This is a genomic window from Acinetobacter sp. ACZLY 512, from assembly GCF_023614015.1.
Lineage (GTDB): Bacteria > Pseudomonadota > Gammaproteobacteria > Pseudomonadales > Moraxellaceae > Acinetobacter > Acinetobacter soli.
Window position 1 is genome coordinate 99,841 of record NZ_JAKIVI010000002.1, and the last position, 13,575, is coordinate 113,415.

A 13,575-nucleotide genomic window follows, 5' to 3' on the forward strand; every position below is an offset into this window, starting at 1 on the left:
AATTAAAGCCATGTTTTTATCTGATAAAAACATGGCTTTTTTTATTACTGCTGCGTCATCCGCTGTAACCAGTCTTTCGCTGAGCCAGTCAGATGAGGTGAAAGTTTTTCCCACACCAAGGCATGATAATCATTGAGCCAGCGGCGCTCGGATTCATTAAGCAATGCCATATCAATACAGCGATAGTCAAACGGACATAGCGTCAGTGTCTCAAAATAAAGAAAGTTACCATAGTCCGACTGGGCATCGGCCATAGGCTGATTCACCACTAAGTTTTCAAGTCGAATCCCCCATTGTCCCTCGCGGTAAAGTCCCGGCTCATTGGAGGTGATCATGCCTGCTTTCATACCCGAATAGGGCGTGATTGGCGCATAGTAAGACAGTACTTGCGGGCCTTCATGCACATTTAACGCAAAGCCAACGCCGTGACCCGTGCCATGACGATAATCCAGTTGCTCCTGCCATAATTCTTTTCGACAAATACTGTCGAGTAAAGGGGCTGCAATCCCTTCAGGAAATACAGTCTGCGCAAGTGCAATATGTGCCTTTAACACCAAAGTATAGTCGCGGCATTGCGCGGGTGTGGGTGACCCAATCGGCACCACACGGGTAATATCCGTGGTACCTGTCTGGTATTGACCACCTGAATCGATCAGCAATAAGCCCTGACCTTGAATCTGGGCAAATGAACTGTTTGTGGCACGATAGTGTGGCAAGGCACCATTTTGATTAAACCCGGCAATGGTGGCAAAACTCAGCCCTAAAAATCCAGATTGCTGCTGACGAAACTGGCTAAGACGTTCATCAATCGTGAGCTCTGTAATTGGCTGCTGCTCAGCCAACGCCTGCTCTAGCCAAGCAAAAAAATGTGCCAATGCAACACCATCTTTGACCATGGTCTGGCGCATCTGCTCAATTTCGATAGGTGTTTTCTGGGCTTTAAACAGACTACTCGGATTCAGGTCGATCTTGCGCTTGATCTGTGCCGGACAGGCCTGAACGTGGGCAACCGATACTTTCGTTGCATCGATCAGCAATGTGCCTGCCTTAAGCTGGCTCAATACCTCTTTGGTGGCGGTATAAGGCATAATTTGCAGGCCATCGCGGATCAAGCTGGCTTTGATCTGGCTCGACAGCTTGGCTTCATCGATAAACAAAATGACGGTTTGATCATCATCGAGATATAAGTGTGCCAAAAAAACCGGATTAAACTCGACATCGGCACCACGTAAATTCAAGATCCAAGCAATATCATCCAGTGCAGATATGAAATGATGCTGACACTGTTTTTGTGTCATTTGCTCACGAATTGCAGCGATTTTTTCCTGTCGTGACTGTGTAATGACCTGCTCAGGCAATGCATATAGCGCAGCGCAGGGCAACACAGGCCGATCCGTCCAGATACGATCAATTAAATCCAGATCGGTACTCAGACGATAGTTTGCTCCGAGCGTTGTATGGAGTTGCTCGAATAATTGGAGTGAGGTGACTTCACCATCCATCGCAATATGTGCACCCTCAGGCAAGTGTTGGCTCAGCCAAGTCACATAGGAAGTACGCGGATCTGGCGTTTGTTTTTGCAATACAATACCACTGCCTGCAAGCTGCTGCGCGGCTTGTACCCAGTAACGGCCGTCCACCCACAAACCCGCTTCAGTGGCTGTTACCACCAGCGTTCCCACCGAACCGGTAAAACCAGAAAGCCAGCTGCGGCTTTGCCAGTATTCTGGTAAATATTCCGACATATGCGGATCGGCACTGGGAATCAGGTAGGCATCTATAGCATGCTGTTGCATCTGCTCCCGTAATTGTGCCAAACGGTACTGTGCACTGAGTTGTTGAATCTGCATGACCTTACCCTTGCTGATATTCGTGTTGATGCTGCATCAAACGTTGAATCGGTTTTCGTAACAGCGCAATCACGGCTGCGCCAATCAATAAAATTACCACACATTTTGAAAATAACGGCGGTAACTGGTGCAGTTGTTGACCAGAAACATGACCACCAATCCAGCCTGCCACCAGATTGCCCATCGCTGTAGCAGTAAACCAAATGCCCATCATTTGCCCAGACAAACCTTTCGGCGCCAGACGGGTCATGGCCGACAAGCCGACAGGGCTTAAACATAGCTCGCCCCATGTCATGAACAGCAAACATCCGATAAGCCAGAACGGCGATACTAAACCGCCATGATGCAGTACTTGCTGGGCAGCCAGAATCATCACCAGAAAGCCAAATGCTGCAAAAACTAAGGCCAGACTAAACTTGGCTAAATAGCCTGGCTCTCGTTGGCGTCGTGCCAGCGTGATCCATAACCATGCCGCCAGTGGTGCGAAAATAATAATAAAGATGGCATTAATTGATTGAAACCAAACCACCGGAATTTCAAAGCCACCGATATGACGCTCGGTATAATCCAATGCAAAAAGATTTAATGAAGTGGGCTGTTGCTCAAAGACAGCCCAAAATAATGTGGCGGCCAAAAACAAAATAAAACAGATCAGTAGTTTGGTTTTTTCAATACGATTTAAACGATGAAACAAAAATAAATAGGCAAAATAGACCGTCACAATCGCCAATATACTTAAGGCGAAATACTCCACGATCACCACAGGCTGAATCACGATCCAACCTCGATAGAGGGAAAAAAATCCAGCTATAAGTAACACAGCGACTAGGCTAAGACCCTGCTTAATCTTACGAATTTTGGCAGGATCACGCAGTACCGAGCTTTGCACAGGCATATTCTGGTTCAATTGGCGTACCTGTGGCATAGCCAAACAACGAAAAATCAGCAGGGAAATCAACATACCGATACCGCCAATACCAAAGCCGACATGCCAACCGTACCGTTGTAAGAGCAATCCAGTGACGAGAGGTGCCAGAAATGCGCCGAGATTAATTCCCATATAGAAAATGGAAAATCCCGCATCACGACGCTGATCTTGTGCCTGATAAAGTGTGCCCACAATCACCGAAATACAGGTTTTAAATAAACCAGAACCAATCACCAGCAGCACCAGCCCTAAATAAAAAAACACGGTTGAAAACCATGCGGTGAGTGCAATTGATAAATGCCCCAGTGCAATGATCACTGAGCCGTACCATACCGCACGCTCTTGACCCAACCAATGGTCGGACAGCCAGCCACCGACCAAGGTAAACAGATAAATACATCCAGCAAATAAGCCGACAATCGCCGCTGCATCGGTACGTTCAAGCCCAAGTCCACCTTGAGTCACCATAGCCGACATATACAAAATCAGCAGTGGTCGGATCCCATAGTAGGAAAAGCGTTCCCAAAGCTCGGTCAAAAACAACCCTTGCAGTGGTTTGGGATGTCCTAAAAATCCGCGATCTAATCGTTTTGTTTCATCCTTCGTCATATGAATCCTTCATATTATTTTTTTATTTTGAAGAGATCAGCCTAACAAAACGGAAGCCAAGCACAATGACGCCGTGTTGTTATTTTTTAGACAAAATGTCAATTTATGATAATTCTATTAATTTTATTCAGTTTTTAAGCGCTATTTTTTAATATAGTTCATTATGATGAGACTCATAATAATAACTGCACCACCTATGAGTACCCCTAATGACGGCCTCTCTCCTGTCATGATTAGGCCCAGTGCAATCGCCACGAGTGGCGTACAATATAAAAAGCTTGATGCTTGGGTTAACGGAAGTGTTTTCAGTACACTGCCCCACAACACATGCGCCAATGCACTCGGAAAAATCCCCAACAGGACAATGGATAGATTGGCTTGCCACGAAGCAGCCATCACCGCTTGCGGCAGATGTGGACTAAACAGCAATAAAGGCAGTGTCCCCAACCAGATGACATAACACATCATGCTGAGTACGTCGTAATTGAGGGCGAACTTTTTATATAGATTAAAATAAATTGCCCATGCCACCGCTGCCAATACAATGAATAGGCTGTACAAGCTAGGAGGCTCCACACCACGATCCGCTGTGATGACCAGTACAGCGCCCACAAGCCCGAGTAAAATACAGCCCCATTGCTTCAGTTGAATGCGCTGTTTAAGCACAAATGCTGAAATCAGTAAGGTAAACAACGGAATCGATTGGCTTAAAATACTTGAAGCCACTGCACTCACATATTGCTGTCCGGCGTTGATCAGTAAATGATGCAAGGTGACTGAAAAAATACCCAGAATACCCAGCGCAGGAAGATCTTTAATCTTTAGCGGTTCAATTCCTTTTTTGGCCACCAGCACCAGTAAAAATAGCGACGCCAATATAAATCGTAATAGTGCAATCTGCTCGGGACGATAGGCCATCAGTGCACTGTGTACACCTATCGGTGAGTAGCCCCAGCACAATACGGTCAAGGCAATACAAGCATAGAGCTTCACTGGATATTTCTGTACCCGTAGTGGTGAGTAAAGTGATATGGCCATGGTGGACTCGGCTGTGATCTCAAGTGGCGATGGCTTTAGCGTAGCGGACTGTTGTATTAAGAAAAATTAACTTATATTGATTGCATCATTCATTTTTAATGAAGTATGATCATGGAAATTAGTCAACTTCGTATGTTTCATACAATTGTCGAGGCAGGAAGTATGGCGCAAGCCGCTCTTCGGCTACATTGTGTGCCCTCCAATATCACCACACGCATCAAACAGCTTGAAGAAGAATTAAATACGGCGCTGTTTTATCGTGATGGAAAGCGCTTACAGCTCACCCCGTCGGGAGAAATCTTTCTGGACTATTGCCAGAAAATCTTGGCACTGTGCGATGAAGCCAAACGTAGTGTTCATCCCGATGCTGCGCCTTCAGGGCCATTACGCATCGGTGCAATCGAATCTTCGGCCACCACGCGCCTGCCGCAGTTACTCGCCAAATTTCATCAGCGCTATCCCGAGGTTAACATTCAAATCACCACAGGGACATGGAAACAACTTCTGCTCGATGTGAGCCAGCATAAAATCGACGGCGCGATTGTGGCAGGTTCGATTGAATTTCCATTGCTCAAAAAATTTGAGATTTATCAAGAAAACATGGTGTTGATTGCGGCCGAATCGCTTGGCGAAATTTCGAAGCAAGAAGATTTGATTGGCAAAGAAATTTTTATGTGGACCGAAGGCTGTCCTTATCGTGCAGCACTTGAAGACTGGCTCAAACTTAAAAATATTTCACTCCCGATGACCAGTATTACCAGCTATGCCACCATTATTGGCTGCGTGAGTGCAGGCTCAGGCGTGTCGTTGATTCCAAAAAGCATGTATGAGCAATACAAAAATCTGCCTCAGCTTTGCGCTTATCAGTTTGATCATCTGACCGCGATTCAAAATCAGTTTTTCTGGCATCAAAATGTCTTAAATCATAAAGCTCGCGATGCTTTTTTAGCTTTGCTACAGCAGGAATTTTCTACAAAAAATTGCTAAAAACCGGGCTTTTGATTTTATCTTCTGGTTTAAAGTTCGCTATACTCAAGAAAATGAACAACAACATAGACTGAAAATATGAACTTAAAAACGCTTTCACTTGTGGGATTTACTTGTTTGGCTATCACTGCATGTTCAAGTAATCCACCTCTTCCTGAAACCACAGTTGGGGTAATTGAAGAAGTTAAGGATATCAAGGCCTTTCCGGACACCAAACACAATAAGGCCAAACTGATCAAACTAGGAAATCAATGCACCATCGAATTTACCGGGATGATGGAAGCCGGTAAGGCACGCGAGAACTGGACCTTTAGTGGCAATACCCTCATTTCGGCAACCTCTATCGTGATTGCCAAAGATGGTACAAGTGCCGCCAAGACTTTCGATTTGTACGATAAAAACGTACAAGCCAACTTCCTATCACTGCGTGACAACTTTAAGAAAGAAAATGTGGCCCTTTGCCAATAAACCAATTCTTCTGCCCTTAACGTGTTTAAGGGCAGAGTCCTGCTGTTATTTATTCCTCACACCTGTATGCCTCGTGTAGCAAGCTGTATGGTTTTTTTCTAAAAAGCTGTTTATTGGCGCCGATCTGGTTAATATAAAGCTGACTTGATAGATGAACTTCACAGGATCGTGTTTATGTTAAAGCCTTTACTGCTGAGTCTTGCATTGAGCGTACCAGCGCTGACCATCACCAGCGTGACCTTTGCAGCAAACAGCACAGCATCCAATCCCTCAGATGCCAAAACGCCACCGTATGGCGATAACCCCAATATTTTTCGAGTGTTAACTTACAAGGCAGGAGAAAACCTGAACCGTCTTGGCAATTCGATCCAACGCGGTGCTGATAAATCCTCTGCCAAAATCAATGAAAAATGGGAAGACACCAAAAACTTTGGACAAGAGCAGTCTCAGGTTGCACAGCAAAAAGCCAGCAATGCCAAAAGCTACACCGAACAAAAATGGCAACAAACCAAAGCCGCAGTTGCAGGTGACCCAAGTGCTACCGTTCCCATTGAACAGCGTAGCCTGAGCCAGCCATCAACGACAGCATCTCCAGCACCGTCATCTGCTGCCCCATCGGGTGCTGTGACCACGCCTCTTGGTGAAAGTGCTACACCTTAATCAGACATTGACTCGACGCTTGATCTGACCCTGTAAGAATCCCAATGTATTTTCGGTCAGTTGGTCGACAATCCGCTGTCTGGCTTGCACACTGCCCCACGCCGAATGTGGCGTGATAATCAAATTATCGGGCGTGTGATCGAGCAGCGGATTCCCGGATGTAGGCGGTTCGACGCTCAGTACGTCTGTTGCAGCACCAGCAAGAATGCCCTGATTTAAAGCCGCTAACAGATCGGCTTCATGTACAATTCCACCGCGGGCACAGTTGATCAAGAAAGCCGTAGGCTTCATACGCGCCAATGCCTGTGCATCAATTAAATGTCGGGTGTGTTCACTTAACGGACAGTGCAAACTTAAAAAATCAACTTGAGGTAAGAGTTCTTCAAGCGCAAGTCGATCTGCATGTGCCGGCCGTCCGGGAATATTGGCCACCAGCACCTGCATACCAAAGGCTTGTGCCAAACGTGCAACTTCCTGACCTAACTCCCCATAGCCAACAATTCCCAAAGTTTTGCCAGAGAGTTCTATAATTGGATAATCTAAAAAGCAAAATTGTGATGCCTGCTGCCAGCGACCTGCCGCAACGGCGCGATCATAACGAATGAGAGATGTTGCCAGCGCCAGCATGAGCGTTAAAGTGTGCTGGGCAACCGAAGCTGTGCCGTAGCCCTGACAGTTACACACCACAATACCGCGTGCTTTGGCTGCCGCTAGATCGACATTATTGGTTCCAGTTGCCGAGATTAAAATCAGTTTCAAGTGTGGTAATTGTTCAATTGTTTGCGCATCGAGAATCACTTTATTGGTGATCGCTACATCGATATTGCGTAAGCGTGAAAGTACCTGATCTGGTGTCGTGGCTGTATAAAGTTCAAAACGTTGAAAACAGTCGCGTAATGCCTGAAAATCCAGATCATTCATATCGAGTGAACCGTAATCTAAAAATGCCGCGTTGAGACTCATATGCTGCTCTTTTGTAAATATTATAAAAAAAGGGATTGCTGAACAGATGCTCAGCATCCGAATTCGCTCTTTCTTTATACGGGTTCAGTCTGAACAATATCAAGGCTTGCCGATTATAAATACTGTCTAGTTACCCTTGATCAAACGATAAAATCGATCTATTTGCTGCTCTTCACGATTTCTCCGCATCTACGTTTCTGCTGTTCTTGGCGTGTAATTTTTTTGATGGAACGCACACAAATCACGATTTGTTGAATATGATACACATGTCAACCGCTCGACTTTGCGCCGAGTGTGATTTTAAAGGACAGAAAAATGAAAATGATCAAATCTGCTGTTTTGGCTGTGAGCGTACTTGCTTCTGCTGGTGTTTTCGCGGGGAGTGCTGCGCTCAATGTAGGTGCAAATGCACAAGTTGAATCGAATGGTGGTTTGCTGGGCCGTGTAGGTAGTGGCGTAGGCAACATCGTGGGTACTACTTTACATACCACGCGTGATATTGCCACCACGGCCACTGGTGCTTCACTCGGTGTTGCGGGTCAAGCTGTTCATGCATCGCGCGATATCGCAGTGAATGCGACTGATCGTGCGTTTGGTGTTGCAGACCGTGTGACCGACCGTGGTGAACGTGGCGTTGAACAAGCACGTTATGAAGAGCAGCGTCAACGTGAACAAGCGCGCCAGTACCGTGCAGAACAAAAAGCACGTGCAGATTCACGCTGGTCGAATCAGAAAAAAGAGCGCTCAAACGCTGGCGTAAAAGCCAATACACAAGTGGGTGTTCGTGTCGGATCGATCAATGCAAATGCAGGTGTCGATGCCAATGTATCTCCACGTAATCTTGGCGTACAAACACAAGTAGGTGTGGGTCGCTAAGCGTTTAGCCATATTGAATATGAATTGAAAAAGGGACGATATCTCGTCCCTTTTTTATATAGTATGCACTTACTGCACGGCACTGAATTTCTCTAGCTCACCCACTGAGCCTTCAGCAAAATGACATAATCCATGCTCATCGCTGCTTAAGTTTAAGTTTTTATAACTAAGCACATAATAATCAGGATATTTTTTAATCACAATCGGATTCATATCTGGAGTGAGCGTTTCATGCTCTTTAAATAATTTGGTCACCCGCCGATCATTCATGACAACCAGATAATGCTCGCCATTAATTTCTATTTTGAGCAAGCCGCTCATTTTGGCTTCGACCGCAATCAAGTATTTATTATTACGAGTTACTGCTTCTTCAGGATAACACTCAATCTTGTGGCTAATCAGATTAAACACCACCAGATTGCCAAAATGATCTTGTAACTGGTTGCTGGTGGCCTGCGACAAGTTCACTTTGATACCGAGCTTTTGTAAATCTTGCTCGGTCACCTGACGACGGTTGAGCATAACTCGCGTGATCAGTTGCTTCAAATTCGCATCGAGATATTGATCGTCCAGATGCAAATCATTACTGCGTAAAATCCGGCCCAGTGCCGCGCTGTGTCGCGACATCAGGTTATGGATGACGGTACGGTAGTAAAATTTACTGTTTTTCTTAACGCTACGCATCTGCTGATAAAAATAACGCTGATCAAGCGGATGGCGAATAAAATCGTTGAGCAAGCTCGAACTGGCCAGCACAGATAAAGCTTCATGCCCGGTAAATGGCAAATGCAGTGTCAAAAGCTGCGGTACCACCTGCTTGATTTTGAGGTAATGTTCACGGTCTTCACGGTAGTAGGGATCGTACACCACGATATATTCGGCATCGCTACAAACATCTTCGTGACGAATTTCCATATCACGATGCACATTAACATCGAAAAATTCGGCATATCGGCGGTCTTCGACCACTTGCGGATCGATCGAATACTGTGGCACAAAGGCAATTACGCGCTGCATCCGCAGTAAAGCAGAGAACTTGATGGCCGCATATCCCCCCATTGAACCGCCATATCCGACCACCGTTTCAAAGGTGTCTAAAATCGGATTGACCTGCTCCATCATCTGTTGCATCGATGCTTCGGGAAACCATGATTTCACTTTCGGCATGATACCGAGCACGTTATAGTCGTATTTGACTAAGGATTTTTCGGCATTAATTGACAAACCTTTGGCCCGTGTAATCAGATCACCAAAAGAGATGACCAGTTCACTTGAGGTTCCTTTGAGAAAAATGACACGGATATGTTCATCTTCAAAAATTATTTGTTTGTCCATGGATACACCGAAAATTATGACCAATGTTCATTTTTGCGTTAAGGCAAGCCACTGCACTACAGCGTGAATTGCTTATTTTATAAGGGCATGCCAGATAAAACAGGGCAAAAGATGACACAATGCAGATTTCTTGGCAAGCCATCTGCTCTGAGCCTGCCCTGTTACGCTGCCATTTCAGAAATGAAGCGGAAGATACAACCCATTAAAATTCTTCATAACTTGCCGGGTCTTGGTCGCGTAATCGACCATCTGTACGGGTCAAGGCATCAATTTGCTGCATCTGTTCGGAACTTAATTCAAAATCAAAAATGGCTAAATTGGCACACTGGTTTGTATCACTCGTGGCTTTAGGAATCGGAATCACGCCGTGTTGAAGATGCCAGCGCAACACCACCTGTACCACTGAGCGATTGAGCTGCTGTGCAATCTGCTTTAATTGGACATGCTCAAGAATTGTATTTGCTCGTCCGAGCGGACTCCACGCCATGGTCACAATATTGTGCGACTGATCGTAGGCACGCTGTTCGGCCTGATTAAAATAAGGATGCATCTCGACCTGATTAATCACTGGCACCACACCGGTTTCTCGACGCAAAATTTCCAGATGCTTGGGAAGAAAATTACTCACGCCGATCGAGCGCACATATCCACGTTGCTGCGCTTCAATCAGGGCTTGCCATGCTTCGATATATAAACCCTGCGCTGGATTAGGCCAATGAATCATATACAGATCCAGATAATCCAGTTGCATGCGATACAACGACTCCTGAATGGTTTCCAGTGCTTTAGGATAAGCATGATGACGCCCTGGTAGTTTAGAGCTGATTTGCACCTCATGACGTGGCAGACCCGACTGCCGTAACGCTTGACCTACAGCGCCCTCATTTTCATAGTTAAATGCCGAATCGAGAAAACGATAACCGTGCGTCAAGGCGCGCAGCATGGTATCGACGCCTGCGCTCCCCTTTAGGGTATAGGTACCAAATCCGAGTACGGGCAAGGTATTGCCGTCGTGCAGCTGAATCAAAGGAATATTCTGGGTCATGTTCTACTCATTAGGTTCAAGGTGTTCGATCCATCAGGATCATGTCACGCTTTATGTTTATGGATACCACAGAGCCATGCTAAAACGAAAACCGGTTCAGAACGGATTAAATTGTATTAAAAATGCTATTTCAATCACCACTTCAGCAGATCTTTCTATAATGAATGAAGGCAGTTAGCCCTCTCACTTCGCACGAGTACGCCACCATGAATCAGATTCACCAGACGGCACAACAAGGATTCAGTCACGCTGCACAACTGTATCAGCATGCGCGCCCGAACTATCCAGAAGCAGTGGTGAACTGGCTCAAGCAAGACTTGGCGCTTGATGCTCAGTCCAGTGTGATTGATTTGGGTGCGGGTACAGGAAAATTTCTTCCCTACCTCAAACAAGTCACCTCAGCAATTTATGCTGTAGAGCCAATACGCGAGATGTTGCAACAGCTTCAGGCTGCACATCCTGATGTCATCGCGATTCAGGCACACAGCACAGCCATTCCACTTGCATCTGAAAGCATTGATGCGATTGTGTGCGCACAATCTTTTCATTGGTTTGCCAATATCGAAAGCCTCAATGAAATGCATCAGCTGCTTCGTCCTGAAGGACATTTGGGCTTGATATGGAATCAGCGCGATGAGCATGTACCTTGGGTAAAAGCCATTGCAGATATTCTGGCACCCTTAGAAGGCGATACACCGCGCTATCACAGTGGCGAATGGAAAAAAGTATTTGAGTATCAGCAATTATTTCAGCTTGAACGCGCACATGTGTTTCCACATTCGCACTGTGGAAGCGTCGAGCAGGTGATGAGCCAGCGCTTACTCTCAACCAGTTTTATTGCGGCCATGCCCGAGGCTGAGCAACTGGCGTTGAAAGCTGAATTTGAAGCCGTGATCTTTAGCTTCACAGGAAAACGACCTTCCGACCAAATTACCTTTCCTTATGTAACCTATGTTTATGACTTTAAAAAAATTTAAAAAAGTGGTGATGAAAATGAAAACCCGTACGTATGTGTATGCACTGATTGTTGCCGCAAGTGGCTCGCTATTACTCACCGCCTGCAATAAAACGCCCGACAGCACCGAGAAGCCCGCAGCCAGCGCACAGCAGCAGGATGTGATGAAGCAGCTTCAAACACCACCACCTAAAAGCTTTGACAATACCCCGCAAGATGCGCAGGATATTGCCGCGCTAGATGATTTTGAACAACGCTTTAATGCAATGAACAGCGACATGGAAGCAGAGCTGATCAAGTTGCAAAAAAGCGGAGATTTAACGCCTGAGTTTGAACGCAACCGAAAAGCCGATACCGTAAATTCTGCGCTGCAAATGCTCAAAGCACTGGATTTAAAGACCGAACAAGGCCGCTATATTCAGGGACTGTTTTACCAGTATTGGGATATTCAAGCCAAAGCCTATAGTACTGCCGAGACCTCCGCTGCCAGCAGTACTGCACATAGCGCCCCCATGACCCAAGGTTTAGGGCATTATTTGCAGGCACAAGAGCAACTTCGACACTGGAAAGAGATGCTCAAAACAAAATCTTAATCCTTAAAAAAACGGCCTTATAGGCCGTTTTTTTATCAGAATAAAGTATCTCGATATGTTCAATTCAAATGCTTTAATCTCAAGCTAAATATTTTGACGTTCGATCCATTGGATTGAACTCACGCGAAAGACTTCACAGGCACCATCACCCACCCCGCCTGGCGCTAACGATGATGTCCAGACCAGATTGTTGTCTTTTACCTCAACCAAGTCGCCTTTGAGTCGAACTAAATCACCACGTTTAACCTGCGTAATTTGTTTGGCAATTGTTGGATTGGCAGGAATGATGTGCATGTTCGACACCATTTTTAAGGCCTGCTCGGGCGGCACGGGTACGGTGCGCATACTCCAGTTTAAATAGCGGTCATACTGATTGATCTTAATTTGCGATGCAATATTCGGATGTGCAAACAAGCCCCAGCTCACAGCATAGTCTATGGGTGAAAACTTGGCCTGTTCATCATGAAAATACTGCTTTGAACCTAAAATCCGAAAATCACCGTAAAACGGTTTTAGTACAGAAATGGCCTGTCCTTTTGCTTCGGGCTGAAGGCCACGGGCAATATTGTATTCGATAGAATTTGATGCGCTGGCCTGCCCAAGCCACAACGCAGCACACAAGCTGATCAGTAAGCGTTTGCGCATAGAGAACCTCGACGGGAATGCAATGAAATCATGTGGATATATTGATTATACTATGCTCAAACCCATGAAAAAATTAGCATCATTTAGTAACCGTCTATGTAAAATACGTAGTCGTATTTAAACCTCATCAAAATCAATCCGTATCGTTTCAAAACGCACCCGTCCTTGACGAATCGCTTCTGCAATCGCCTGCTGTCCTTTGGTCAGGCGTGCGCCTCCGCTTTTGATATCGACTAAAATCACCTCGATATCATCGGCATGTCCTTCGCCATCTCTAAAATCGGTATAGCCATCAAAAATAAGATAATCGATAGGATCGCCAATAAATTTCGCATCGCTCGGTAAATAACGGAATTCTGGCAAAATCGGCGCAAACTGCTCGGCCATTTTGCCTTTCAGGACCGCTCGGCTGGTATTGACACTGCGCTTTTGTGCTGCAATCAGCGCTTGCTGATGCTCAAGTTCAAGCTCGGCAATATACTGCTCGTACTCGGCTTTAATCCGTCCGTTACGACTGTTTGAAAGAATCAAGGTGGTCACTACCACCCCGATACACACCCCGATCAGCATTGCCATCCAGATGGACATAAGAATTCCTGTTTTGAAATGTGAGCCACACTTTA

General features: G+C 45.7%; 14 protein-coding genes. 6 read left to right on the forward strand and 8 right to left on the reverse strand.

The window, feature by feature from the left end; genetic code table 11:
- Nucleotides 1-44: 44 nt before the first annotated feature.
- The 3 genes from L2096_RS02970 to L2096_RS02980 all read right to left on the reverse strand — a co-directional run bounded on the left by L2096_RS02970 (nt 45) and on the right by L2096_RS02980 (nt 4,425).
- Nucleotides 45-1,844, reverse strand: coding sequence for an aminopeptidase P family protein (locus tag L2096_RS02970; RefSeq protein WP_502801282.1), 1,800 nt, complete (start codon nt 1,842-1,844; stop codon nt 45-47).
- A gap of 10 nt (nt 1,845-1,854) precedes the next feature.
- Complete coding sequence (locus L2096_RS02975) at nt 1,855-3,387, reverse strand: peptide MFS transporter (protein ID WP_250364840.1); 1,533 nt, start codon at nt 3,385-3,387, stop codon at nt 1,855-1,857.
- Nucleotides 3,388-3,528: 141 nt separating this feature from the next.
- Nucleotides 3,529-4,425, reverse strand: a complete 897-nt coding sequence (locus L2096_RS02980) for a DMT family transporter (protein ID WP_250364841.1) — start codon at nt 4,423-4,425, stop codon at nt 3,529-3,531.
- A 111-nt stretch (nt 4,426-4,536) separates the two neighbouring features.
- On the opposite strand from L2096_RS02980, the gene L2096_RS02985 reads away from it, so the two are divergent.
- The 3 genes from L2096_RS02985 to L2096_RS02995 all read left to right on the forward strand — a co-directional run bounded on the left by L2096_RS02985 (nt 4,537) and on the right by L2096_RS02995 (nt 6,540).
- Complete coding sequence (locus L2096_RS02985) at nt 4,537-5,412, forward strand: LysR family transcriptional regulator (RefSeq protein ID WP_250364842.1); 876 nt, start codon at nt 4,537-4,539, stop codon at nt 5,410-5,412.
- Nucleotides 5,413-5,490: 78 nt separating this feature from the next.
- Nucleotides 5,491-5,880, forward strand: a complete 390-nt coding sequence (locus L2096_RS02990) for a hypothetical protein (RefSeq protein WP_004934404.1) — start codon at nt 5,491-5,493, stop codon at nt 5,878-5,880.
- Nucleotides 5,881-6,054: 174 nt separating this feature from the next.
- Nucleotides 6,055-6,540 carry a hypothetical protein gene (locus L2096_RS02995; RefSeq protein WP_004934400.1) on the forward strand — a complete coding sequence of 162 codons (486 nt, stop codon included), beginning with the start codon at nt 6,055-6,057 and terminating at the stop codon, nt 6,538-6,540.
- Here the strand turns inward: L2096_RS02995 and L2096_RS03000 are convergent, their stop codons facing one another.
- The gene (locus L2096_RS03000) at nt 6,541-7,503 is read right to left on the reverse strand and encodes a 2-hydroxyacid dehydrogenase (RefSeq protein ID WP_149930023.1); all 963 of its coding nucleotides are present in this window, start codon (nt 7,501-7,503) and stop codon (nt 6,541-6,543) included.
- Nucleotides 7,504-7,818: 315 nt separating this feature from the next.
- On the opposite strand from L2096_RS03000, the gene L2096_RS03005 reads away from it, so the two are divergent.
- A complete protein-coding gene (locus L2096_RS03005; RefSeq protein ID WP_004934395.1) occupies nt 7,819-8,379 on the forward strand; it encodes a hypothetical protein in 561 nt (186 codons plus the stop codon).
- Nucleotides 8,380-8,448: 69 nt separating this feature from the next.
- Here the strand turns inward: L2096_RS03005 and L2096_RS03010 are convergent, their stop codons facing one another.
- The gene (locus L2096_RS03010) at nt 8,449-9,714 is read right to left on the reverse strand and encodes a hypothetical protein (RefSeq protein WP_004945088.1); all 1,266 of its coding nucleotides are present in this window, start codon (nt 9,712-9,714) and stop codon (nt 8,449-8,451) included.
- A 202-nt stretch (nt 9,715-9,916) separates the two neighbouring features.
- Nucleotides 9,917-10,759 carry an aldo/keto reductase gene (locus L2096_RS03015; RefSeq protein WP_151839637.1) on the reverse strand — a complete coding sequence of 281 codons (843 nt, stop codon included), beginning with the start codon at nt 10,757-10,759 and terminating at the stop codon, nt 9,917-9,919.
- 206 nt (nt 10,760-10,965) lie between these two features.
- On the opposite strand from L2096_RS03015, the gene L2096_RS03020 reads away from it, so the two are divergent.
- Together L2096_RS03020 and L2096_RS03025 are read left to right on the forward strand one after the other, a co-directional pair.
- A complete protein-coding gene (locus L2096_RS03020; protein ID WP_250364843.1) occupies nt 10,966-11,736 on the forward strand; it encodes a class I SAM-dependent methyltransferase in 771 nt (256 codons plus the stop codon).
- A 16-nt stretch (nt 11,737-11,752) separates the two neighbouring features.
- The gene (locus tag L2096_RS03025) at nt 11,753-12,307 is read left to right on the forward strand and encodes a hypothetical protein (protein ID WP_228127966.1); all 555 of its coding nucleotides are present in this window, start codon (nt 11,753-11,755) and stop codon (nt 12,305-12,307) included.
- A gap of 84 nt (nt 12,308-12,391) precedes the next feature.
- Here the strand turns inward: L2096_RS03025 and L2096_RS03030 are convergent, their stop codons facing one another.
- Nucleotides 12,392-12,952, reverse strand: a complete 561-nt coding sequence (locus L2096_RS03030; protein ID WP_004934380.1) for a hypothetical protein — start codon at nt 12,950-12,952, stop codon at nt 12,392-12,394.
- A gap of 117 nt (nt 12,953-13,069) precedes the next feature.
- Nucleotides 13,070-13,540, reverse strand: coding sequence for a Holliday junction resolvase-like protein (locus L2096_RS03035; protein ID WP_151796045.1), 471 nt, complete (start codon nt 13,538-13,540; stop codon nt 13,070-13,072).
- Between the last annotated feature and the right edge of the window lie 35 nt (nt 13,541-13,575).

Bases quoted from the DNA above. Each gene is read 5' to 3' on its own strand.
- L2096_RS02985 (WP_250364842.1), top strand. From the start codon at position 4,537: ATGGAAATTAGTCAACTTCGTATGTTTCATACAATTGTCGAGGCAGGA.
- L2096_RS03005 (WP_004934395.1), top strand. From the start codon at position 7,819: ATGAAAATGATCAAATCTGCTGTTTTGGCTGTGAGCGTACTTGCTTCT.
- L2096_RS03025 (WP_228127966.1), top strand. From the start codon at position 11,753: ATGAAAACCCGTACGTATGTGTATGCACTGATTGTTGCCGCAAGTGGC.
- L2096_RS02990 (WP_004934404.1), top strand. From the start codon at position 5,491: ATGAACTTAAAAACGCTTTCACTTGTGGGATTTACTTGTTTGGCTATC.
- L2096_RS03030 (WP_004934380.1), bottom strand. From the start codon at position 12,952: ATGCGCAAACGCTTACTGATCAGCTTGTGTGCTGCGTTGTGGCTTGGG.
- L2096_RS03015 (WP_151839637.1), bottom strand. From the start codon at position 10,759: ATGACCCAGAATATTCCTTTGATTCAGCTGCACGACGGCAATACCTTG.
- L2096_RS02980 (WP_250364841.1), bottom strand. From the start codon at position 4,425: ATGGCCATATCACTTTACTCACCACTACGGGTACAGAAATATCCAGTG.
- L2096_RS03020 (WP_250364843.1), top strand. From the start codon at position 10,966: ATGAATCAGATTCACCAGACGGCACAACAAGGATTCAGTCACGCTGCA.
- L2096_RS02995 (WP_004934400.1), top strand. From the start codon at position 6,055: ATGTTAAAGCCTTTACTGCTGAGTCTTGCATTGAGCGTACCAGCGCTG.
- L2096_RS03010 (WP_004945088.1), bottom strand. From the start codon at position 9,714: ATGGACAAACAAATAATTTTTGAAGATGAACATATCCGTGTCATTTTT.
- L2096_RS03000 (WP_149930023.1), bottom strand. From the start codon at position 7,503: ATGAGTCTCAACGCGGCATTTTTAGATTACGGTTCACTCGATATGAAT.
- L2096_RS03035 (WP_151796045.1), bottom strand. From the start codon at position 13,540: ATGTCCATCTGGATGGCAATGCTGATCGGGGTGTGTATCGGGGTGGTA.
- L2096_RS02975 (WP_250364840.1), bottom strand. From the start codon at position 3,387: ATGACGAAGGATGAAACAAAACGATTAGATCGCGGATTTTTAGGACAT.